Genomic DNA, 23,423 nt, shown 5'->3' on the forward strand with positions numbered 1-23,423 from the left:
CTATGACTTATGATCCGGCCAGCGCCAATCCGCTTGCAGGCAATCCGCTTGAAACGCGTCAGGATATGAGCCGCGCGCTTCTCGATCTCTTCGATCCGCTGCTGCCCTATTTTTCGAAGGGCAATGCCCGCGTGCGGCTAGATGGCGCCGGCGCGCATTTCGATCGCGCCGCCGCCGACTTGGAAGGCTTCGCCCGGCCTCTGTGGGGTCTTGCTGCTTTGGGTGCGGGAAACGGCCGCTTCGAGCATTGGGATCGCTTCGCTGAGGGCCTCGCCAACGGCACCGATCCGGAGCATCCGGAATATTGGGGCACGGTCAACGGCCGCGACCAGCGCATGGTGGAGCTTGCCGCGCTCGGTTTCGCGCTGGCGCTTGTCCCGGAAAAGATCTGGGAGCCGCTCGATGCGCGTGCCCGAAACAACGTCATCGCCTATTTCAAGCATGCGCGCCAGTTCGATTATGCCGACAACAACTGGAAGTTCTTCCGCATCTTCGTCGATATCGCGCTTAACCGATTGGGCGCGGACTTCGACCGCAGCCTCACCAAACAGTACCTGGAAGAGCTGGAAGGCTTCTATATTGGCGACGGCTGGTATCGCGACGGCAATGTCCGCCGTGTCGATCACTACATTCCCTTCGCGATGCACTTTTACGGCCTGATCTATTCGAAACTTGTCGATGATGACTATGCCAAGCGCTATCGCGAACGGGCAGTGCTCTTTGCAAAGGATTTCAAGAACTGGTTTGCGGCCGACGGGGCGACAGTACCGTTTGGCCGCAGCCTGACATACCGCTTCGCCTGTGCCGGTTTCTGGTCGGCGCTTGCTTTCGCCGATCTCGAAGCCCTGCCTTGGGGCGAGGTCAAGCATCTCTGCCTTCAGCATCTGCGCTGGTGGGGGGACAGGCCGATAACGAACCGCGACGGCGTCCTGTCGATCGGTTTCGGCTATCCCAATCTGCTGATGTCGGAAAGCTATAATTCCGCAGGCTCGCCCTATTGGGCTTTCAAGGCCTTTCTGCCGCTCGCAATTCCTGGGGATCATCCGTTCTGGACGGCAAAGGAGAAGATGCCGGAAGCGGTCGCGGTCTCTCCGCAGCGCCACCCGGGCATGGTCGTGATGCGGACAGGCGGCGATGTTGTGGCGCTTTCCTCTGGCCAGGAAAATCTCCAGATGCGATTTGGGACGGAAAAATACGCAAAATTCGCCTATTCAGCGCGATACGGTTTCAGCGTTGAAGCCGACGAGCGCAATTTTGCCGGCGGTGCCTTTGATTCGGCGCTGGCCTTTAGTGACGACGGGTTGCACTACCGTGTTCGCGAGACGAATACGGAAGCCAAGATTGCCGGCAATGTACTTTACTCGAAGTGGTCGCCGTTCAAAGATGTCTCCGTCCAGACATGGCTCGTGCCTGCCGCGCCCTGGCATATCCGCGTTCACAGGATCAATACGCCACGTGTATTGCAGACGGCCGAAGGCGGCTTCGCGATTGCCAAGCGGGATTTCGACCTCGATATGCTTTCGGCGGAAGCAGGTGCCGCGCATGTTATCGGCGAAGCTGATTTTTCCGGCATCGCCGATCTCGGCTCATCCGTGAAGCGCACCGGCCTTGCGCAGAAGGCTCTGCCGAATACCAACCTGATTGTTGCAAAGACATTGGTGCCGCAGTTGCGTGGCGAAATCCCGGCAGGCGAAACGGTACTGGTTACGGCAGTGCTTGCAATCGATGATCCGAAAGCCGTTTCCGGGATCTGGACGAAACCGCCGAGCGTGCCGGATATCGACGCCTTGGAGGAACAGGTAAGGAAATACGGTGTCACCGTCAGCGCCATTGCAACACCAGGGCAGATGCCATGAGCCGTCTCGGCATCGCGCTTGCCATGCATCCGGAGCGCACCGAACATGTCGTCTCGGATGAGTTGCTTCAACGTCTGGAAGGCATCGGTCGCCTGCTTGACCGCGAGCCACTGCAGAATTTTTCTGACGAGCGCGCCCGGCGCATGCTTCCGGAGACGGAAATCCTCATCACAGGCTGGGGGGTGCCCGAGGTGGGCAGCGAGGTGCTCGCTGCGGCAAGTGGCCTGAAGATCGTCGCTCATGCGGCAGGCACGGTCAAAGGCATAATCGGCGAAGAGATTTTCAAGGCCGGGATCGCAGTCAGCCACGCGGCGGAAGCCAATGCCATTCCGGTTGCGGAGTTTACGCTTGCAGCCATTCTATTTGCCGGCAAACGAGTTTTCCGCTTTCGCGACGTTTACGCAGCGGACCGCAGTCGTCACCGCACCCATCCGATGCAGCGCCTGGCGATTGGCAACTACCACCGTACTGTCGGCATTATCGGTGCATCGCGGATCGGCCGCCGCGTCATCGACCTGCTGAAGCCGTTCGCCTATAAGCTCGTGCTGTTTGACCCGACGATCAGCATGGCCGAAGCGCGAGGGCTTGGAGCCGAGAAGCTCGATCTGGATACGCTCATGAAGGTCTCGGACATCGTTTCGATCCATGCCCCGTCCCTGCCTTCCACGCGGCATATGATCGATGCGGACCGGCTCGCTCTGATGAAGGATGGCGCAACGCTCATCAACACGGCGCGAGGTGCCATCATCGATGAAGCCGCCCTGCTGGCGGCACTTGCAACCGGCCGCATCGATGCGATCATCGATGTCACCGACCCGGAAATCCCCGAGCCGTCGTCGGCCTTTTACGATCTGCCGAATGTGTTCTTGACGCCCCATATTGCAGGCGCCGTCGGATTGGAGCGCATGCGCCTCGGCGAAATGGCGGTGGACGAGATCGAGCGTTTCCTGAAGGGCGAGCCGCTGCTTTACGGCGTCACGCTCGCGGACCTCGAAAAGATCGCCTGAGCCTATTCGACTCTGCGGGAATTCGGTGAGCCGTCATTGGTAAGCTCAGGCATCAGATCGGCAAGATTGACGACCTTGCCGGTGCGGGAACTCTGCAGCGCTGCAATACCGCAAAGAACGGACATGGCGCCGGCGCGCGTTCCGGCGCGCTGATGCAGTTTGTCCTGCATGTCCGGCTTGAAGATCATGTTGCGCATCCGGTCGTCGCCACCGTAGTGGCCCCCGGAAAAATGCGGCACGACGATGCGCTCAAGTGCCTCCTTGCCATTGGGGAAATTCCGGATCAGCAGGATCTCGTCCTCTTTCTTTACCTCCCAAGGTTGGGCTTCGTGCTGGCGAATTTCGATCCGGCCTTTGGTGCCGTTGAATGCCAGATGGTGGCCTTCAATCGGCTGGAAGGTGTTCAGCGAATAGGAGACATGCACGTTGTTTCGATAGCGGATGCTGACGACCATGGTGTCTGGAATGTCGATATCCTCACGGAACACGCATCCGTCGCGAAAATATCCGTCAATCTTCGACGGTTCCTCGTAGAGCGTATCCAGGAAGGGATCGGCCTCCAGATCGAGATAGTAGTCGCATTCACCCGTGTGCGGACAGAGCTTGCAGCGCGGGCCGCGGAAGGGGCCTTTGCGGCCGTAATTCTGTAAGTCGGCGAAGGATGTCACAGCTTCCGGATCGCTGTCGAGGTACCAGTTCAGCAGATCGAAATGGTGTGTTGCCTTATGGACGAAGAGGCTACCGGAATTCTCGGTATAGGCGTGCCAGCGGCGGAAGTAGTCTGCGCCGTGTTTCGTGTTTAGGTACCAGTGGAAATCGGCCGAAGTGACGCGGCCGATCTCGCCGGAATTGAGCAGTTCCTTAATCTTGGCGGCCGTCGGCGCATAACGGTAGTTGAAGGACACGTCGACGCGCCTGCCTGTCCGCTTCTCGGCGTCGATGATGCGGCGAATCTTGTCGACTGCGGTCGTCATCGGTTTTTCGGTGATGACGTCGATCCCGGCCTCCAGCGCCCGCACGACGATCGCATCATGCGTGTGATCTGGTGTGCAGACGATGACGAGGTCCGGTTTGACCTCGGCCAGCATCGCATCGATATCCTCGTAGATCGGCGCGTTGCTGCCGATTATCGTGCGGGCGCGCTCACCACGCAGGGAATTCTTTTCGACGATTGCGACGAGATCGACATGCTCGCGCCAACCGGCGAGCAGGTCCTTGCCCCACATGGTGGTTCCGCGATTTCCCGTCCCGATCAGTGCAAAACGGCGTTTCTCCATCGATGATCCTCCTCATGCGTCCTGAAATATATCGAACTATGCTCGGCAGCAGCTGTGATACCGTTCGACGCAGGTTGCGATGACCTCGTCCGCTGGCCGTTTCCACCAATTCTCTGCCGAAAAGATTTCAACTTCCTGCGCGCCGAAGAAGCCTGCCTTCTCAACCATTTGCCTGATACCTTTGAGATCGATCACGCCGTCGCCCATCATGCCGCGGTCGGTTAGCATGTCCTTGGTGGGTACCAGCCAGTCGCAGATATGATGCGCGAAGATGCGCTTCATCCGGCCGGCGCGTGCGATCTGGTTGGCGAGATCCGGATCCCACCAGACGTGGTAGACGTCGATTGCAACGCCGACGTTCTCGCCCAGTTGCTCACATATATCGAGCGCGTGAGCGAGCGTGTTTACGCAAGCCCGGTCCGCGGCATACATTGGATGCAGCGGTTCAATTGCCAGTGGCATGCCGGCGGCTTCTGCATGCGGCAATATCGCCGCGATACCGTTGGACACCATCTGGCGCGCTGCGCCAATGTCCTTCGAGCTTCCCGGCAGGCCGCCCACGACAAGGACAAGGCAATCGGCGCCGAGTGCTGCCGCCTCATCGATTGCGCGCCTGTTGTCGTCCAGGTTCCTCTGCCATCCCACCTCGTCGGCTGCCGGAAAGAAGCCGCCGCGGCAAAGGCCGGTCAGCTTCAATCCATTCGACTTGACGATACGAACGGCCTCGCCGAGTCCCACTTTCGCGACCTGCTCGCGCCAGGGCGCGATCCTGGTGATGCCGTGCTTCAGGCAGATGTCGACCGCTTCGGCAAACCCGCACTGTTCGCGGATCGTCGCAAGATTGATCGAAAGTCCTTCGACCTGCATATAAACTCCTCCCACTCCCGATCGGCGTCAGTGAACGCCATGAACGGCGAGCACCTGCTTCATGCGGCTGACCGCCATATCGGGATCGGCAAGAACCCGCGCCTTGTCCGCCAGCCGGAAAAGCTCGGCGAGATGCGTCAGCGAACGCGTGCTCTGCTGGCCGCCGATCATCGTGAAATGGTCCTGCAGGCCATTGAGATAAGCCAGGAAGACGACGCCGGTCTTGTAGAAGCGCGTCGGCGCCTTGAAGATGTGGCGTGAAAGCGGAACGGTTGGATCGAGCAAGTCGAAGAACTCGTGATTGTCCTTGCGGCCGAGGGCTTCCATCGCGGCGGAGGCCGCCGGAGCAATGGCATCGAAGATGCCGAGTAGTGCATCGGAATGCCCCTGTTCGTCGCCGGCTATCAATTCGGCATAGTTGAAGTCGTCGCCGGTATACATGCGCACGCCTTTCGGCAGTTGCCGGCGCATCGCCACTTCCTTTTCTTTCGACAGCAGCGACACCTTGATGCCGTCGACCTTTGCGGCATTGGCTTCGATCACCTGCAGGCAGGTGGACATGGCCTTAATGTGATCCGGATTGCCCCAATAGCCTTCGAGTGCCGGGTCGAACATCTCCCCCAGCCAATGGATGACGACCGGCTCTCTTACTTGTCGCAGGATACGGTCATAGACGCGAATGTAATCATCAGGCCCTTTCGCAGCGGCCGCAAGTGCGCGGCTTGCCATCAGGATGATGCGCCCGCCCTCTGCCTCGACGGCTTCGATCTGTTCTTCGTAGGCCTTGATGATCGTGTCGATCGTCACGTCGGGACCAGGAGCCAGATGATCGGTACCGGCGCCGCAGGCGATCAACGCATCCTTGCGAGTGCGTGCCTCCGCAAGTGCGCGGCGGATGAGCTCGCGGGCCTCTGGCCAGCCAAGTCCCATGCCGCGCTGTGCCGTGTCCATCGCTTCTGCAACGCCGAGGCCGAGGTCCCAAAGGCGGTGGCGGAAAGCGAGCGTCCGTTCCCAATCGATGGCAGGCGTCAGCCATGGGTCGTTGTCAGCCAACGGATCGGCAACGACATGGGCAGCGGCAAAGACTACGCGCGGAAAATCCTTCGCGGCGCGCTTCTTGATCTCGATCGGCGTCCCAGCCAGCGTATAGGGGGCGATCCTTCCGTCGAGGGGGAGATTGATCGTTTGCATATATCAGAACTCCAATGCCGGAACGTCGAGCCAGCGCCGTTCGGCCCAGGATTTCAGGCCCAGTTCCGCAAGTTGGACGCCTTTGGCGCCGGCTTCCAGGCCGTAGGGCCATGGCGCGTCTTCGGCGACATGGCGCAGGAACATCTCCCACTGCACCTTGAAGCCGTTGTCGAATACCTGCGTATCCGGCACCTCGTCCCAGGTCTTGTAGAAGTCGATCGTCTGGGGCTGGTCCGGATTCCACACTGGCTTCGGCGTATTGACGCGATGCTGAGTCCAGCATTTCGTAAGGCCGGCGACAGCGGAACCATGTGTGCCATCGACCTGAAATGTGACGAGGTCGTCGCGACGCACGCGCACGGCCCAGGACGAGTTGATCTGCGCGATCACACCGCCGTCGAGCTCGAAGGTTGCATAGGCCGCATCATCCGTATCGCAGTCGTAAGTCTTGCCCTGCTCGTCGATGCGGCTGCCGATGTGCGTGGCGCCGAGGCAGGAGACAGCTTTGACTTCGCCGAAGAGGTTGTCGAGCACATAGCGCCAGTGGCACAGCATGTCGAGGATGATGCCGCCGCCGTCGCCCTTGCGGTAGTTCCAGGACGGTCGCTGCGCCGGAACGCCCCAATCGCCCTCGAAAACCCAGTAGCCGAACTCGCCGCGCACCGAGAGAATCTTGCCGAAGAAACCGGACTCGCGCAGCAAGGCCAATTTGCGAAGCCCCGGCAGGAAGAGCTTATCCTGCACGACGCCGTGCTTGAGGCCGGAGGCTCGTGCTTTTCTTGCTAGATCGACGGCTATCTGCAGGTCGTCGGAGATAGGCTTTTCGCAGTAGACGTGCTTGCCGGCATCGAGTGCCTTGGAAAGCAACTCAGCGCGCATCAGCGTCGTTCCGGCATCGAAAAAGATCTGGTCGTCCGGATTGGCGAGTGCGGCATCGAGATCGGTCGACCAGCGCTTGATGCTGTGCTTTTTCGCCAGCTCTTCCATCTTGTCGCGGTTGCGTCCGACGATGATCGGATCGATCTCCAGCCGTTCGCCGGATTTCAGGAGCAAGCCGCCCTGATCGCGAATGGCGAGGATCGATCGCACCAAGTGCTGATTGTATCCCATGCGGCCTGTGACGCCGTGCAAAATGATCCCCAGACGAGCCATCTCATTCCTCCCTGCCAAATTATCGAACGGCCGGAGCGGGCGTCGCCCGGTCCTCCCAAAACCAGTAACTAAACGGTTACTTGATGGCAGATCGGAAGCGGGGCTGTCAATAGTCAATCTGATTTTCAGCGCTTGATGGAGGCGAGTGTCACGTGGACGATATGCTGTTCCCAACTGTTGAGACTTGAGGGCTCGAGCAGCTCGCGGCCGAAGATCGTCGAAAGTGTGTACTGGTTTGAAAGGTAGAAATAGCCGAGCGACGCGATCGTCAGGTAGACGTGAAGGGGGTCGGCGGTCTCGATGAAGACGCCCGCTTTCTTGCCGCGCTCGAGAACCTGCGCCAGCTCGCCGATCAGATGCGAATGCAGTTCCTTGAGCCGGACGGACTGGCGGAGCCAGCGGGCGCGGTGCAGGTTTTCCGTGCCGAGAAGGCTGAGAAACTCCGGATGCTTGAGGAAATAGTGCCAGGTGAAGAGAGCGAGTTCGCCGATTCCTTCCTCCGGGCTGCGGTCGCCGATATGCAGGGCACGCTCCGCTGTACGGATGCCGACATAGGCCTCCTCCAGCACCCGCAGGTAGAGCTGCTCCTTGTCGCCGAAATAGTGATAGAGCATGCGCTTGTTGGTGCCCGCTCGCTCGGCAATTGCATCGACGCGTGCCCCGCCCATGCCGTTTTCTGCAAACTCGCGGGTAGCGGCTTCCAGGATCGCGGCCTTGGTCCTTTCGGGGTCGCGCTGCAATACGCGTTCGCCGGAAGCGCGTGCGATTCTTTTCTTCTCCGTGCTTTTGCCGCGAGTATCCATCCGCTTCATCTCCCCAGACGCTCTGTTGCGCTCATAAGGCTTCGGTGCGAGATTGTAAAAGCGAAAATCCGGGAGGAGAACCTCGCGAAATTATCACCGCTTGACAGGCCCGATGCTTGTCCATAACTTGTAACCAATTAGTTATTTGTTGCAAGAGAAACCAGCAAGGAGCGTATGGAGGCGCTCCCCAAGGGAGGAGGAAAAACAGATGACACTACGGGTAAGCAGACGTAATTTCATGGCGGGCGGGGCAACGCTTCTTTCGCTTTCGGCACTGGGTTCCAGTGCCTTTGCGCAGGATGCACGCCTGCGCCTGCTCTGGTGGGGATCCCAGCCGCGCGCTGACCGCACCAATAAGGTATCGGAACTCTACAAGGCGAAGAATCCGGGCATTTCGATTACCGGCGAGTTTCTCGGCTGGGGCGATTATTGGCCTCGCCTGGCGACGCAGGTCGCTGGCAAGAATGCCCCCGATGTTATCCAGATGGATTACCGCTACATCGTCGAGTATGCACACCGCGGCGCACTTGCGCCTCTCGATTCCTATATGCCTTCGAAGCTTAATCTCGCTGACTTCGACAAGGCACAGATCGAGGGCGGCAGCGTCGACGGGCATCTTTATGGCGTGAGCCTGGGTGCGAATTCGGCAGCAACCATGCTGAACACGATCGCCTTCGAGGAAGCGGGCATCGATCTTCCGACGAAGGCAACGACCTGGGAGGAGTTCGGCAAGATGGCCGCCGAGCTGACCAAGGCCGGCAAGCGTAAAGGCCTGTTCGGAATGGCCGATGGCAGTGGTGGTGAGCCGCTTTTCGAAAACTACCTTCGCCAACGCGGAAAGGCGCTTTACACGGCCGATGCGAAAGTTGGCTTTGGCGTCGAAGAAGCGACCGAGTGGTTCGATATGTGGAACAAGTTCCGTGAAAACGGCGCATGCGTTCCGCCTGACATTCAGGCTTTGGACAAGAACGACATCGAGACCAATACGCTGACCCTTGGCAAGTCAGCCGCTGGTTTCGCACACTCGAACCAATTCGTGGCATATCAGCAGATGAACAAGGACAAGCTCACTCTGGCAAACCACATGCGAGTGACAAAAGATTCGAAGGGCGGGCATTACCGCAAACCTTCTATGTTCTTCTCCGTTTCATCCCAGTCGAAGGTGGTCGATCAGGCAGTCGATTACGTGAATTTCTTCGTCACAAACCCTGAGGCCGCGCTGGCGCTGGGTGTTGAACGCGGTATTCCGGAATCGGCGGCGATGCGTGAGGTCGTAGCAGCCAAGCTCGATGCTGTTGGGAAAGTGCCGCTGGAATACGTCTCTGGTCTTGGCGATCTCGCCGGCAAGCTGCCGCCACCGCCGCCTGCGGGTGCAGGTGAGGGCGAGCTCACGCTTCGAAACATCTCTGAGCAGGTCGGCTTTGGTCAGCTGACAGCGGCAGATGGAGGCAAGCAGCTCGTGGACGAACTTACGCGTATTCTCGCGCGGGGCTGATCCAAATGAATAATGCGATGCGCACGATGCCTGCAGAGGCAGCGACGGTAGAACGGTATCAGGGTGTGGTGGCCGACAGCCGGTTCAAGCGGCTGTGGAATGCCAATGCTCCCGGTTACCTTTTCCTGCTGCCGTGGCTTCTGGGCTTCTTCGGGCTGACGCTCGGACCTGCCCTGATCTCGCTCTACCTATCCTTCACCGACTTCGACATGCTGAGGTCGCCGGGCTGGGTAGGCGCGGCAAATTACGTGCGCATCGCCACCGCCGATCCGAAATTCGCCTCTGCGATGTCGGTCACCTTGACCTATGTCGCACTGTCGGTGCCCTTCAAGCTTGCTTTTGCGCTGATGGTCGCGCTGGCCTTGAACCGCGGCGTGCGAGGCCTACCGATCTACCGCGCCATCTTCTACCTGCCCTCGTTGCTTGGCGCGAGCGTGGCGATTGCCGTCCTCTGGCGCCAGCTTTTCGCCGGTGACGGCTTGGTCAATGCGGCACTTGCGCAATTTGGCATACAGGGGCCGAGCTGGATTTCGCATCCGAGCTATTCGATCTATACGCTGGTTGCGCTCAGCGTGTGGCAATTCGGCTCACCGATGATCATCTTCCTCGCCGGTTTGCGCCAGATCCCGCAGGATATGTACGAGGCCGCCAGCCTCGACGGCGCCTCGAAGTTCCGGCAGTTCTACAAGATCACGCTGCCGCTTCTGACGCCGGTCATCTTTTTCAACGCCGTCGTGCAGACGATCGACGCCTTCAAGGCTTTCACCCCCGCCTTCATCATTTCCGGCGGCACCGGTGGCCCGATCAATTCGACACTCTTCTACACGCTCTATCTCTATCAGGAAGCCTTCGGCAACTTCCGCATGGGCTATGCCTCGGCGCTTGCCTGGATCCTGGTGATCATCATCGCGATCTTCACCGCCTTCTCATTCCTGTCTTCGCGTTACTGGGTGCACTACGATGACTGAGATGACCGCCATTGTCACCGCCCCGCCGCCGCCCTCGGACGTCAACAAGCGCAGCCTGCCGGGTTCGATCCTGGTTCACGCCCTGCTGATCGGCGGCTCGCTGCTGATGCTTTATCCGTTGCTTTGGATGCTTTCGGCTTCGGTGCGCCCGGAAAACGAAATCTTCACGTCGACGTCGATTTTTCCATCGTCCATTGATTTCTCGTCCTATCTTCGTGGCTGGGTCGGTCTCGATGTCAGCTTCGGCCGGTTTTTCTGGAACTCGCTGGTGATTTCGGTGCTGACGGTGATCGGCAACGTCATTGCCTGTTCTCTCGCTGCCTTCGCTTTTGCGCGCCTTCGCTTTGCCGGCCGGAATTTCTGGTTCGCGATCATGCTCGGCACGCTGATGATCCCGTATCATGTGACGTTGATCCCGCAATATGTGCTCTTCCTGAACCTCGGCTGGGTCAACACCATCCTGCCGCTGGTCGTGCCGAAGTTCCTGGCAAGCGACGCCTTTTTCATCTTCCTCATGGTGCAGTTCTTCCGCGGCATCCCGCGCGAACTGGATGAGGCCGCGATGATGGACGGCTGCAGCGCGTGGCGCATCTATTGGAAGATCATGCTGCCGCTTTCCCTACCTGTGCTGGCGACGGCCGCAATCTTCTCCTTCATCTGGACCTGGGATGATTTCTTCGGCCCGCTGATCTACCTGAATGACATGAACACCTACACGATCCAGCTCGGTCTGCGCACATTCGTCGATTCGACCAGTGCATCGGATTGGGGCGGCCTATTCGCCATGTCGACGCTCACGCTGGTGCCCGTCTTTTTCTTCTTCCTCTTCTTCCAGCGTCTGCTGATCGAAGGCATCGCCACGACCGGCATGAAACGCTGATGCGGATGGGAAGTGAGATGAGCATCAAGACGGTCGCCATTGTCGGCTGCGGTATCGGGCGTTCTCATATAGTCGAGGGCTATCTGCCGCATCCGGATAAGTTTAGGGTCGCAGCCGTCTGCGATCTCAACGAGGAGCGCCTGAACGCCGTCGGCGACGAGTTTGGAATTGAGCGCCGGACGGCCTCCTTTGCGGAGCTCCTGGCCGATGAGAGTATCGACATCATCGATATCTGCACACCTCCTGGCATCCATCGTGAACAGGTGGTGGCAGCGCTTGCTGCGGGAAAGCATGTCGTCTGCGAAAAGCCGCTGACCGGCTCGCTTGCCGCTGTCGACGAGATCATGGAGGCGGAAAAGGGCGCCAAGGGCACTCTGATGCCGATCTTTCAGTATCGCTACGGCGATGGCATTCAGAAGGCGAAACACATCATCGATGCCGGCATAGCCGGCAAGTTCTACATGGGCGCCGTCGAAACCTTCTGGCTGCGCAAGCCGGAATATTACACGGTCCCCTGGCGCGGCAAATGGGCGACTGAACTCGGCGGCGTGCTCGTAACCCATGCGCTGCACCTGCATGACATGCTCTTCCATCTCGCAGGTCCCGCCGCCCGCGTCTTTGGCAGGGTTGCCACTCGTGTCAATGACATCGAGGTGGAAGATTGCGCCTCCGTCAGCCTTTTGATGCAAAATGGCGCTTTCGTTTCACTTTCCTGCACGCTGGGTTCGCAGCAGCAGATCAGCCGGCTGCGGCTGCATTTCGAAAACGTTACTTTCGAAAGCAACCACGATCCCTACGCGCCAGGCAAGGGGCCGTGGCAGATCATCGCCGCGAATGACGAAGTGCAGGCAAGGATCGACGCTGCCATTGGCGACTTGCCGCCGGTTGCGCCGCGGTTCAACACGCAGATGGCCCACTTTCATGAACACCTCAGCGGCAAGGGTCCGTTGCCGGTCACGAGCGCCGATGCGCGGCGTGCGCTGGAACTAGTAACTGCAATTTATCAATCGTCCGATAGCGGCGCAGACATTGCGCTGCCCATCGGACCGGACAGCCCGAAGTACGCCGACTGGCGTGCAAAAACGAGATAACGGACCAGGAGGGTTTAGAAGATGGCAACAGGTGTCGTTCTTCAGAAGGTCGAAAAGCGCTACGGGTCGCTGGATGTCATCCATGGCATCGACCTCACGATCGATCCCGGCGAGTTCGTGGTCTTCGTCGGCCCGTCCGGCTGCGGCAAGTCCACGCTGCTGCGTATGATTGCGGGCCTGGAGGAGATTTCCGGCGGCGGCCTGCTGCTCGACAACGAGCGCATGAACGAAGTGGCGCCTGCCAAGCGCGGCATCGCCATGGTCTTCCAGTCCTATGCGCTCTATCCGCATATGTCGGTCTACAAAAATCTCGCCTTCGGTTTGGAGACGGCCGGCTACAAGAAGGCTGAGATCGAGCCGAAGGTGCGCCGTGCCGCTGAAATCCTGCAGATCGAAAAGCTCTTGGAGCGCAAGCCGAAGGCTTTGTCTGGCGGTCAGCGCCAGCGCGTCGCGATCGGCCGCGCTATCGTGCGTGAACCGCGCATCTTCCTTTTCGACGAGCCGCTGTCGAACCTTGATGCGGAACTTCGCGTCCAGATGCGCGTCGAAATTTCCCGCCTGCACCGCAATCTCGGCAACACGATGATCTACGTCACGCACGACCAGGTCGAAGCCATGACCATGGCGGACAAGATCGTTGTGCTGAATTCGGGCCGCATCGAGCAGGTCGGAGCTCCGCTCGACCTCTACAACAATCCGGCAAATCGCTTTGTCGCAGGATTCATCGGCAGCCCAAAGATGAATTTCCTGAAGGCGAAGATCGAGCAGGTCAATGACAGTGACACGACGATCAACGTCTGCGGCGGTTCGATCCGCCTGCCGCGCCGCCTGAAAGGTTCGGCCGGTCAGGAGGTTACCTTCGGCATCCGTCCGGAACACTTGTCGGTGGCCGATGGTGGTATTGCACTTGCGACCGTCAATATCGACCTGGTCGAACACCTCGGCGGAGCCACCATGCTCTATACGAAGACACCGGACAGTCAGCAAATGACGGTGGCTCTGGATGGCCAGCAGAAGGTCGAGCGCGGCGCGAATGTGACGGCCTCTTTCGACCCCGCTCGCTGTCACGTCTTCGCGGCTTCGGGCGCCACGATATAAAGCCTGTGCTGCTTGACAGCTAAGCCTGCTCTGGCCCATCCTTCGAGGGCGGGTTGCGAGGGGGAAAGCGTGACGCCTGAAGATAGGATTCATGCACTTGGCATCTGGCAGGGCCCGATCGAAATTGCACCGATTGCCGGCGGCATTACCAACCGGAACTATCTCGTAACGGATCGCGCTTGCCGCCGCGTCGTGCGCCTCGGTGACGATATCGCGATCCACCACATTAACCGCCGCAACGAGCTTGCGGCGAGCTTGGCAGCCCACGCCGCGGGACTTTCACCCGCAGTCATCCATCATGAACCCGGCGTGCTCGTCCTCAATTTCATCGAAGCGCGGGCTTTGACGGCGGCAGACATCCAGGATGTGCGGGTGCTCGCGCGCGTCGTGCCTCTGGTCCGCGCCTGCCATCGGCACGTCGCCCGCCATTTCCGCGGCCAGGCGATGATTTTCTGGGTTTTCCATGTCATCCGCGACTATGCCGCCACTCTGACTGCCGCCGAAAGCGGCTATACGCAGATGCTGCCAGCGCTTCTCGAAAAGGCCGAAATCCTCGAGCAGGCCGCCGGGCCTTTCGATATCGCCTTCGGCCATAATGACCTTCTTGCTGCGAACTTCCTCGATGACGGCAAGCGTCTCTGGCTGATCGATTGGGACTACGCGGGCTTCAACACGCCGCTTTTTGATCTCGGCGGTCTCGCGTCGAACAACGAACTCTCGAAAGATGCCGAGCGGCAAATGCTGGAGACCTATTTCGACCGGCCGCTGACGGGGGATCTTTGGCGGCGCTATAACGCCATGAAGTGTGCATCGCTGCTGCGCGAGACGCTGTGGAGCATGGTCTCGGAAATCCACTCCACCATCGATTTCGACTACGCCGCCTATACGGCCGAAAACCTCGCGCGCTTCAAGCGCGCCTATAAGGCATTTGAACGGGATCAGTAATATGACGAAGGAATTACCGAAGACAGCAAAGGCCGTGGTCATCGGCGGTGGCATCATCGGCTGCTCGACTGCCTATCATCTGGGCAAGCTTGGCTGGACGGATACGGTGCTGCTTGAGCGCAAGAAGCTCACTTCGGGAACCACCTTCCATGCCGCAGGCCTTGTCGGCCAGCTCCGCACCAGTGCCAACATCACCCAGCTGCTTGGCTATTCCGTCGATCTCTACAAGAAACTGGAAGCTGAAACAGGTCTCGGCACCGGCTGGAAGATGAACGGCGGCTTACGGCTTGCCTGCAATGAGGAGCGCTGGACGGAGGTGAAGCGGCAGGCAACGACGGCGCAGTCTTTCGGCCTCGACATGCGGTTGCTCACTCCCCAGGAAGCCTTCGAACTCTGGCCATTGATGACGATCGACGACCTTGTCGGCGCGGCCTATCTACCGACCGACGGCCAGGCCAACCCGTCCGATATCACGCAAGCGCTGGCGAAAGGCGCACGCATGTCCGGCGTCTCGATCTTCGAAGATACGGAAGTCCTCGACCTCGACATCGACAAGGGAAAGCTCCGCGCCGTCATCACCGAAAAGGGTCGCATCGAATGCGAGCGCGTCGTAGTCTGCGCTGGCCAATGGACCCGGGCTTTCGCTGCCCGTTTTGGCGTCAACGTGCCGCTCGTATCCGTCGAGCACCAATACATCATCACCGAATCCTTCGGCGTCCCGTCGAATTTGCCGACGCTGCGTGATCCTGATCGTCTGACCTATTACAAGGAGGAGGTCGGCGGCATCGTCATGGGCGGCTATGAGCCGAACCCGATCCCTTGGGCCGTGGACGGTATTCCGGAAGGTTTCCACTACACGCTGCTCAACAGCAACTTTGATCATTTCGAGCAGATCATGGAACAGGCGTTGGAGCGGGTTCCGGGCCTGCAGAAGGCCGGGGTCAAACAACTCTTGAACGGGCCTGAGAGTTTCACGCCCGATGGCAATTTCATTCTCGGCGAAGCGCCGGAACTGAAGAATTTCTTCGTCGGTGCCGGTTTCAATGCCTTTGGCATCGCCTCCGGCGGCGGTGCCGGCATGGCGCTTGCCGAGTGGGTGGCCAAAGGTGAGCCGCCTTACGATCTCTGGCCGGTCGACATCCGCCGCTTCGGCCGCCCCCACTTCGATACCGACTGGGTGCGCACCCGGACGCTCGAAGCTTATGGCAAGCATTATACGATGGCCTGGCCTTTCGAGGAGCATTTGAGCGGCCGCCCCTGCCGCAAATCGCCGCTTTACGATCGCCTCAAGGCGCAAGGCGCCTGCTTCGGTGAAAAGCTCGGCTGGGAACGTCCGAACTGGTTTGCCGATCTCTTCGCCAACGAGGAGCCGAAGGACGTCTACACCTATGGCCGTCAGAACTGGTTCGATGCCGTCGGCCGCGAACACAAGGCCGTTCGCGAAGCGGCTGTCATCTTCGATCAAACATCTTTTGCAAAGTTTGTTCTCAAGGGGAGGAATGCGGAGGCCGCCCTTTCGTGGATCGCTTCGAACGACGTCGCCAAGCCGGCCGGATCGCTCACCTACACGCAGATGCTGAACGACAGGGGCGGCATCGAATGCGACGTCACCGTCGCTCGCATTGCCGAGAACGAATTCTACATCGTTACCGGCACCGGCTTTGCTACCCACGATTTCGATTGGATTTCCCGCAGCATCCCGGCGGACATGCAGGCCGAGCTTGTCGATGTGACATCAGCCTATTCGGTTCTTTCCTTGATGGGGCCGAATTCCCGCGCTGTCCTCGAGAAAGTCACTGCCAGTGATGTGTCCAATGCCGCCTTTCCGTTCAGCCGGGTGAAGACCATCGGCATCGCCGGCTGCCCCGTCAGGGCGCTGCGGATCACCTATGTCGGCGAATTGGGCTATGAACTCCATGTCCCCGTCGAATATGCAACGACAGTCTATGATTCCTTGATGGCGGCGGGCCGTGATTTCGGCCTTATCAATGCCGGCTACCGTGCCATCGAAAGCTGCCGATTGGAAAAAGGTTATCGTGCCTGGGGCTTGGATATTGGCCCCGATCACACGCCAGTCGAGGCGGGACTCGCCTGGGCCGTCAAGACGAAAAAGAATATGGCCTTCCGCGGCCGTGAAGCGATTGAGCGCCAGCTCTCTGGTGACGTAAAGAAGGTGCTCGCCTGCGTCGTGCCGGACGATCCGGAGACCGTCCTACTCGGCCGCGAAACCATTTATCGGAATGGAAAGCGCGTCGGCTGGCTCTCCAGCGGCGGCTTCGGCTACACGATCGGCAAGCCGATCGGCTACGGCTACATCCGCAATCCCGACGGCGTGACTGAGGATTTCGTGCTGTCGGGAACTTATGAACTGGACGTTGCAAGGGAGCGCGTCCCCTGCACGGTTTCGCTGAAACCGCTCTATGACCCGGAGATGAAGCGCATCAAGGTTTAGCTCTCGCCACTCAGCAGTCCCTCAAATGTCGACGGGACGTCTACCACAAGCTCCTCATCCTGTGACAAGCACAGGTGAGGATCAGGTATTGCGGATGAGCCAACCACTCAAATCAACGGCAGCCTATTGTCCTGGATCAAAATCTCCAGCTTGTTCGCCACATCTTCGGTCCACGCGACATTCTTCGTCAATGCTGCCGGAAAGAGCCCTGGCAAGTGGAAAAGTGTCCCTGACACGGCGCCGCCGTTTCGTGGCACATCTGCAAGCAGAGCCGCGATTTCGCCAGCGCGCGGATCACGCAACTCGTAGCCTTTGCCGTTCCGGTCGATGCCCAGCGCGTAGCGCATCCAGGCAGCGACTGCGATTGCATAAGTCTCCGCCTTGCCGCCTTGAGCAAGGGCTTCCGTTGCCGGCTCCAGCAGACGCTGCGGCAGTTTCTGCGTCCCGTCCATGGCGATCTGATAGGTGCGGTGCGCGATCGCCTTATTTGCAAAGCGTGCTATGAGTTCGTCCGCATAGTGCTCGAGATTGATCCCTGGAACGGGATCCAGGGTCGCAGCTGCCGCGCTCATGTGCCGTCGCGCAAGCGCTGCCAATCCGGCATCTTCCATAACATCGCGGACATATTCATAGCCGCCTATATATCCGAGATAAGCGAGCAGGGAATGCGCCCCGTTCAGCATCCGAAGCTTCATCTTCTCGTAAGCCGAAACCTCTTCGACCATCAACGCACCAGCCTTCTCCCAGGTCGGGCGGCCATTGGCGAAATGGTCCTCGATTACCCATTGCGTGAAGGGTTCGGTTTCGATTGCCGCGAGATCCTGGCGCCCAGTCAGGCGCTCGGCATCGGCATAGGTAACGTCTGTACTGGCCGGGGTGATGCGATCCACCATCGTGGAGGGAAAGGGCACCTTCTGTTCGATCCAGTCGTGCAGCGAAGGATCGACACGGCTCGCGAATTCGAGAACCAGACGCTTGAGGACTGCGCCGTTGCTTGGCAGGTTGTCGCAGCTGAGCGCCGTGAAGGGTGCGATCCCCTTTTTCCGCCGCCGGGACAGCCCTTCGACAAGATAGCCGACAACGCCGCGCGGCGTATGCGGATGGATAAGATCGGCGGCGATGTCAGGATGGTTGAGATCGAGACCCCCGGTAAGGGTATCCAGACCATAGGCCTTCTCCGTCACTGTCAAGCTGACGATGCGGATTGCCGGATCTTCCAACCGCTCAAGCAGCCCTGCCGGATCACGCGTTGCGACGTGCGCCTTCAGGATGGGGCCGATCACCTGCGCTGTCGTTCCCGAGGTATCACGGATCAGCATCGTATAGAGGCCGTTCTGCTCGTTCAGGTGATCCGCAACATCTGCGGTGCGCAGGCTTGCGACTTCAATGCCCCATTCGCCGCCGGTGGCTGCAAGTGCCTTATCAGTAAAGGGCGCAAAATGCGCACGGAAGAAGGCGCCGGGGCCGAGATGCAGGATGCCGCTTTTCAGCTTGCTCCGGTCATAGGCCGGAAGCTTTGCCGTCGGCGCAAGGCCGGTCAGGTTTTGCAGTCGCTCCGTCACAGTTTGTACGCCTTTTTCGCATTGTCATAAGAAAGCTCGCGGGCCACGATTTCGGCGTCCTTCTTTGAAATCCGGTGCTCCACTGCGAGCTGCGCCAGGAAGCGGCAGACCTCGCGGCGCCAGACGTCGTGGCGGGCGGGGATTGAAAGCAGTGCCCGCGTATCGTCGTTGAAGCCGGCGAGATTGGCAAAGCCTGCCGTTTCAACGACCTGGTCGAGATAGCGGCGGATGCCGTTCGGGCTGTCATAGAACCACCAGGGCGGGCCGATCATCAGGCACTCCCAGTGTCCGGCCATCGGCGCCAGTTCCCGGGCATAGGTCGTCTCGTCGAGTGTGAAGAGCAGAACCCTGAGACCCGGCGCGTGGCCGTGTTTCGAAAGCAGGGCGTTCAAGCCGCCGACCCAGTCCGTGCGTGTCGGAATATCAGCGCCCATGTTCGGGCCGCGCGTCTGGAAAAGCCCGCCGTCGGTGTTTCGGCGCGAGCCGGCATGAATTTGCATCACCATACCGTCTTCGGCGGAGAGTCCGGCCATCTCCGTCATCATCAGGCCGCGGAAGAGCTCGGCATCTGCGGAAGAAAGAGGGCCTTTCAGCGCTGTGTCGAGCAGCGCCTGCTTGTCAGCAAGCGGGAGATCGGCGGTAAAGGCCGTCGGCACGCCATGGTCCGTGGCTGTCGCTCCGAACTGGCGGAAATAGGCGCGGCGCTTGCGGTGCGCATCGACCATCCCATCCCACCGGGTAACATCGGCGCCGGTGATCTCGCCGAATTGCAGGAGATTAGCGCGGAAGCCGACGGCATCTGGATCGGTGACACTGTCCGGCCGATACGTGGTGCGCACGCGGCCGATCCAGCCCTCCGCCGCCATCTTCTGGTGATGCGTCAACGGATCGAGCGCGCCTTCCGTCGTCGCAATCGTTTCGATCCCGAAGCGCTTGTGCAGCGCGCGCGGGCGGAACTCGGGAAGCGCCAATTGTGCGTTGATGTGGTCATAAAGCTTATCGGCATTATCCGGCGTCAGCGGTTCGTCGCAGCCAAGAACGGACGACATCGCATGATCGACCCAGAGGCTCGATGGCGTGCCGCGGAAAAGGTGATACTGCGCCGCAAAGGCCCGCCAGATCGCCCGGCCCGATGCCACCGGCTTGCCGTCGAGCCGCGGCACGCCGAGGTCGTCGAGCTTAACGCCGACGCTGTGTAGCATTCGAAAAAGATAGTGATCGGGAATGACAAGCAGCGAAGCCGCATCCTCGAAAGGCTTGTCCTCGGCAAACCATGAGGGTTCGGTGTGTCCGTGCGGGCTGACGATCGGCAGATTGCGAACCGTCTCGTAAAGGTCGCGTGCGATGGTCCGCGTTGCCGGATCGGCCGGAAAGAGCCGGTCCGGATGAAGAAGGCCTTTTCCTACATCCATCAGATTTCCTCCCTGATAGCACAGGGCCTACCCCACCTGAGCAAGGACGGCAAGCCCTATTAGTAACTAAACGGTTCACTTTCGGAATCGTTCTTCGCGAACCTCGAAAGCATTGACGCAAAGACCTATTTCCGCTTTGGAAAGGGAGCAATTGCCGGGAGAAAACCAATGTCTGACGAAGCAGGTCAAATCACCAAACTTGAGGAAATGGTCGCCCATCAGGCAAAGACGATCGATGAGCTTTCCGACCAACTCGCGGAGCAATGGAAGGTGGTCGAGCAGATGCGCACCAAGCTCGACCGGCTGACGGAGCGCTTTCTGTCGCTCGAGGAGCATTCCCTCGAAGCCCCGCCGATTACGCGCCCGCCGCACTATTGACCGGCAGAAAAAAGGGCGCCGTGCGTGGCGTCCTTTTGCGTTCGGTTCAGAGATTGCCGATGCAGAGATATTTCATTTCGAGGTAGTCATCCACACCGTGACGCGAACCTTCGCGGCCGTGCCCGGATTGCTTGACGCCGCCGAAGGGTGCCGTCTCGGTGGACATCAGGCCGGTATTGATGCCGACCATGCCGTATTCCAGTGCTTCGGCAACCTTCCAGACTTTCTTCAGATCGCCGGCGAAGAAATAGGCCGCAAGGCCGAACTCGGTGTCATTCGCCTGTTGAATCACCTCTTCGACGGTATCGAAGCGGAAGAGTGGGGCTACGGGACCAAAGGTCTCCTCACGCGCCACCTTCATGCCGCGGGCGACGCCGGTCAGAACCGTCGGCGTGAAGAAGGTGCCGGCACCTTCGATGCGCTTGCCACCGGTCAGCACCTTGGCGCCCTTGGAAAGCGCGTCGCTGACGTGATCTTCGACCTTCGCAAGGCCCTGCGCATCGATCAGCGGGCCGATCGTGACGCCCGCCTCGAAGCCGTCCCCGACGGACATGGCTTCGACCTTTGCGCCCAGCTTGGCCGCAAATGCGTCATAGACGCCTGACTGGACGTAGAGCCGGTTGGCGCAAACGCAGGTCTGACCGGCATTGCGGTATTTCGAGGCGATCGCGCCTTCGACGGCGGCATCGAGATCAGCATCGTCGAAGACGATGAACGGCGCGTTGCCGCCAAGCTCGAGGCTCACTTTCTTGATCTGATCGGCGCACTGGCGCATCAGAATGCGGCCGACTTCCGTCGATCCGGTGAAGCTGATCTTTCGCACCTTGTCGTTGCTGCAAAGCTCCCTGCCGATCGCCGGACCGTCCTCACCGACAATGACGTTGAAGACGCCGGTGGGAACACCGGCCTGCTCTGCGAGAACCGCAAGCGCGATCGCCGAAAGCGGGGTTTGCTCGGCCGGCTTCGAAACCACCGTGCAGCCGACAGCAAGCGCCGGAGCGATCTTGCGGGTGATCATCGCCGCCGGGAAATTCCAGGGCGTGATGGTACCCACGACACCGACCGGCTGTTTGATGACGATCATCCGCTTGTCATTGGAGGGCGCGGGAATCGTTTCGCCATAGATACGCTTGGCTTCCTCGGCATACCATTCGACATAGGCGGCGGCATAGAGGATTTCGCCGCGCGCTTCAGGAAACGGCTTGCCCATTTCCGCCGTCAGGATCGCCGCCAACTCATCGGCGTTGGCAACCATCAGGTCGAACCATTTGCGCAGGATGGCGCTGCGCTCCTTCGCGGGGCGTGCTGCCCATGCAGGCTGCGCAGCATAGGCAGCGTCGATCGCTTTGCGGGTGTCGGCAGCACCCATGTCCGGCAACGACGCGAGCACTTCGCCCGTTGCCGGGTTCAGGACATCGAAAATTCTCGTTGCTTCGCCCTTCGTCCATTCGCCGTTGATGTACCCGCAGTCGCGGAGGAACGGCGAGGAAAAGGGCACATGCTTGGTCAGTGCAGTCGTGAATGCCATGTCATTTACTCCGAGGGTGGTTACTTGCCCGCACTTGCTTCAAGGATGGAGGCTTCGAGGATATCGAGCGCTTCGATGAAAATATTGTCCTGGATGGTAATCGGGGCAAGGAAACGGATGACGTTTCCGTGCACGCCGCAGGTCAAAAGAATGAGACTTTTTTCCAGCGCGATCAGGCGAACCTTATTCGCAAACTCCGCGCTCGGCAGCTTCGTCGCCTTGTCGTTGAACTCGATGGCGTTCATGAAGCCAGGGCCGCGAATATCGGCGATTTCCGGCACCTTGTCGCGCAGCGATTCCAGCCGTTGCTTCAGGCGGCTGCCGAGCTGGTTGGCGCGGTTGCAGAGATCCTCGTCCTTGATGACATCGAGCACGGCATGCGCAGCCGCGATGCCGATTGGATTGCCGCCATAGGTGCCGCCAAGGCCGCCAGGGCCTGGCGCATCCATGATTTCGGCGCGGCCGGTGACGGCAGCCAGCGGAAAGCCGCCGGCAAGGCTCTTCGCCATGGTCATCAGGTCGGGAGCAACTTCATGATGGTCCATCGCAAACATCGTACCGGTACGCGCAAAGCCTGTCTGCACTTCGTCGGCAATCAGCAGAATGCCGTGCTGGTCGCAAAGCTCGCGCAGCGCCTTCATGAAGGCCACCGGTACTGGATAGAAGCCGCCTTCGCCCTGAACCGGCTCGATGATGATAGCCGCCACGCGCTGCGGATCGACATCGGCCGCGAAAAGCCTTTTCAGGGCGGCAAGCGACTGCTCGCCGGTCACGCCATGCAGTTCAACCGGGAAGGGCACGTGGAAGACGTCGCCCGGCATCGCGCCGAAACCGACCTTGTAAGGCACCACCTTGCCGGTCAGCGCCATGCCCATGAAGGTGCGGCCGTGGAAGCCGCCGCCAAAGGCGATGAGGGCGGAGCGGCCGGTCGCAGCACGCGCAATCTTCACGGCATTTTCGACGGCCTCGGCACCTGTGGTCACGAAGATTGTCTTCTTGGTAAAGTTGCCGGGGGTCAATGCGTTCAGACGCTCGGCCAGATGCACGTAGCTTTCATAGGGCACGACCTGGTGGCAGGTGTGAGTGAAGTGATCGAGTTGATCCTTTACCGCGGCGATCACCCGCGGATGGCGGTGGCCGGTGTTGAGGACCGCGATACCGGCTGCGAAATCGATGTAGCGGCGTCCCTCCTTGTCCCAGATTTCGGCATTCTCCGCTCGGTCGGCGTAAATCTGCGTGGTCATGCCGACGCCGCGCGAAATCGCGGCATTCTTCCGGTCCGTGAGGGTGATCGCGTTCATCATTGCGCTCCTGCGCTGGAAAGGGCCAAGGAATTATCTTGCATAACTTCTGCAAGATATGTAGAAAAGTCCTACATTTTTCCTGCAAGAAATCAAGCGGCATTTTTTGCTTCAAACATCACGCTTTTTGATGGATGCTCGCGCCAAAAGGTCCTGACGG

At 59.8% G+C, this 23,423-nt stretch carries 19 protein-coding genes; 10 read left to right on the forward strand and 9 right to left on the reverse strand.

Annotated elements, in window-relative coordinates; translation table 11 throughout:
• Nucleotides 1–2 precede the first annotated feature (2 nt).
• Together N2599_RS18685 and N2599_RS18690 are read left to right on the forward strand one after the other, a co-directional pair.
• Nucleotides 3–1,856, forward strand: coding sequence for a DUF2264 domain-containing protein (locus N2599_RS18685; protein ID WP_027511965.1), 1,854 nt, complete (start codon nucleotides 3–5; stop codon nucleotides 1,854–1,856).
• Nucleotides 1,853–2,863 (forward strand): hydroxyacid dehydrogenase, encoded by a 1,011-nt coding sequence (locus tag N2599_RS18690; protein WP_027511964.1) that lies wholly within the window; start codon nucleotides 1,853–1,855, stop codon nucleotides 2,861–2,863. The genes N2599_RS18685 and N2599_RS18690 overlap by 4 nt, the downstream gene beginning before the upstream one ends.
• A gap of 2 nt (nucleotides 2,864–2,865) precedes the next feature.
• Here N2599_RS18690 and N2599_RS18695 read toward each other — a convergent pair whose 3' ends face one another.
• The 5 genes from N2599_RS18695 to N2599_RS18715 form a co-directional block, all read right to left on the reverse strand.
• Entirely contained in the window at nucleotides 2,866–4,140 is a 1,275-nt protein-coding gene (locus tag N2599_RS18695; RefSeq protein WP_027511963.1) for a Gfo/Idh/MocA family protein, read from the reverse strand.
• Nucleotides 4,141–4,176: 36 nt separating this feature from the next.
• Nucleotides 4,177–5,007 carry a sugar phosphate isomerase/epimerase family protein gene (locus N2599_RS18700; protein WP_027511962.1) on the reverse strand — a complete coding sequence of 277 codons (831 nt, stop codon included), beginning with the start codon at nucleotides 5,005–5,007 and terminating at the stop codon, nucleotides 4,177–4,179.
• Between the two features lie 27 nt (nucleotides 5,008–5,034).
• Nucleotides 5,035–6,198: a dihydrodipicolinate synthase family protein gene (locus N2599_RS18705; protein WP_027511961.1), complete on the reverse strand. Its 1,164-nt coding sequence runs from the start codon at nucleotides 6,196–6,198 to the stop codon at nucleotides 5,035–5,037.
• A 3-nt stretch (nucleotides 6,199–6,201) separates the two neighbouring features.
• Nucleotides 6,202–7,350, reverse strand: coding sequence for a Gfo/Idh/MocA family protein (locus tag N2599_RS18710; protein ID WP_027511960.1), 1,149 nt, complete (start codon nucleotides 7,348–7,350; stop codon nucleotides 6,202–6,204).
• Between the two features lie 125 nt (nucleotides 7,351–7,475).
• Entirely contained in the window at nucleotides 7,476–8,153 is a 678-nt protein-coding gene (locus N2599_RS18715) for a TetR/AcrR family transcriptional regulator (RefSeq protein WP_027511959.1), read from the reverse strand.
• Nucleotides 8,154–8,361: 208 nt separating this feature from the next.
• Here N2599_RS18715 and N2599_RS18720 point away from each other — a divergent pair, with 208 nt between their 5' ends.
• The 7 genes from N2599_RS18720 (at nucleotide 8,362) to N2599_RS18750 (ending at nucleotide 17,082) form a co-directional block, all read left to right on the forward strand.
• The gene (locus tag N2599_RS18720) at nucleotides 8,362–9,648 is read left to right on the forward strand and encodes an ABC transporter substrate-binding protein (protein ID WP_027511958.1); all 1,287 of its coding nucleotides are present in this window, start codon (nucleotides 8,362–8,364) and stop codon (nucleotides 9,646–9,648) included.
• A gap of 5 nt (nucleotides 9,649–9,653) precedes the next feature.
• Complete coding sequence (locus N2599_RS18725; RefSeq protein ID WP_027511957.1) at nucleotides 9,654–10,616, forward strand: carbohydrate ABC transporter permease; 963 nt, start codon at nucleotides 9,654–9,656, stop codon at nucleotides 10,614–10,616.
• Between the two features lies 1 nt (nucleotide 10,617).
• Nucleotides 10,618–11,496: a carbohydrate ABC transporter permease gene (locus tag N2599_RS18730; protein ID WP_244915024.1), complete on the forward strand. Its 879-nt coding sequence runs from the start codon at nucleotides 10,618–10,620 to the stop codon at nucleotides 11,494–11,496.
• Nucleotides 11,497–11,513: 17 nt separating this feature from the next.
• The gene (locus tag N2599_RS18735; protein ID WP_027511955.1) at nucleotides 11,514–12,587 is read left to right on the forward strand and encodes a Gfo/Idh/MocA family protein; all 1,074 of its coding nucleotides are present in this window, start codon (nucleotides 11,514–11,516) and stop codon (nucleotides 12,585–12,587) included.
• A gap of 21 nt (nucleotides 12,588–12,608) precedes the next feature.
• The gene (locus N2599_RS18740) at nucleotides 12,609–13,685 is read left to right on the forward strand and encodes an ABC transporter ATP-binding protein (protein ID WP_027511954.1); all 1,077 of its coding nucleotides are present in this window, start codon (nucleotides 12,609–12,611) and stop codon (nucleotides 13,683–13,685) included.
• Between the two features lie 69 nt (nucleotides 13,686–13,754).
• Nucleotides 13,755–14,630: a phosphotransferase gene (locus N2599_RS18745; RefSeq protein ID WP_027511953.1), complete on the forward strand. Its 876-nt coding sequence runs from the start codon at nucleotides 13,755–13,757 to the stop codon at nucleotides 14,628–14,630.
• Nucleotide 14,631: 1 nt separating this feature from the next.
• The gene (locus tag N2599_RS18750; protein ID WP_027511952.1) at nucleotides 14,632–17,082 is read left to right on the forward strand and encodes a GcvT family protein; all 2,451 of its coding nucleotides are present in this window, start codon (nucleotides 14,632–14,634) and stop codon (nucleotides 17,080–17,082) included.
• A gap of 107 nt (nucleotides 17,083–17,189) precedes the next feature.
• Here N2599_RS18750 and N2599_RS18755 read toward each other — a convergent pair whose 3' ends face one another.
• Nucleotides 17,190–18,644: a mannitol dehydrogenase family protein gene (locus N2599_RS18755; protein WP_027511951.1), complete on the reverse strand. Its 1,455-nt coding sequence runs from the start codon at nucleotides 18,642–18,644 to the stop codon at nucleotides 17,190–17,192.
• Nucleotides 18,641–20,056: a glucuronate isomerase gene (uxaC, locus tag N2599_RS18760; protein WP_027511950.1), complete on the reverse strand. Its 1,416-nt coding sequence runs from the start codon at nucleotides 20,054–20,056 to the stop codon at nucleotides 18,641–18,643. The genes N2599_RS18755 and uxaC overlap by 4 nt, the downstream gene beginning before the upstream one ends.
• A gap of 168 nt (nucleotides 20,057–20,224) precedes the next feature.
• On the opposite strand from uxaC, the gene N2599_RS18765 reads away from it, so the two are divergent.
• A complete protein-coding gene (locus tag N2599_RS18765) occupies nucleotides 20,225–20,434 on the forward strand; it encodes a SlyX family protein (protein WP_027511949.1) in 210 nt (69 codons plus the stop codon).
• A gap of 46 nt (nucleotides 20,435–20,480) precedes the next feature.
• On the opposite strand, the gene N2599_RS18770 is transcribed toward N2599_RS18765, so the two are convergent.
• Nucleotides 20,481–21,962, reverse strand: coding sequence for an NAD-dependent succinate-semialdehyde dehydrogenase (locus N2599_RS18770; protein ID WP_027511948.1), 1,482 nt, complete (start codon nucleotides 21,960–21,962; stop codon nucleotides 20,481–20,483).
• A gap of 20 nt (nucleotides 21,963–21,982) precedes the next feature.
• Entirely contained in the window at nucleotides 21,983–23,263 is a 1,281-nt protein-coding gene (locus N2599_RS18775; RefSeq protein ID WP_027511947.1) for a 4-aminobutyrate--2-oxoglutarate transaminase, read from the reverse strand.
• Between the last annotated feature and the right edge of the window lie 160 nt (nucleotides 23,264–23,423).

The organism is Rhizobium sullae, assembly GCF_025200715.1.
GTDB lineage: Bacteria > Pseudomonadota > Alphaproteobacteria > Rhizobiales > Rhizobiaceae > Rhizobium > Rhizobium sullae.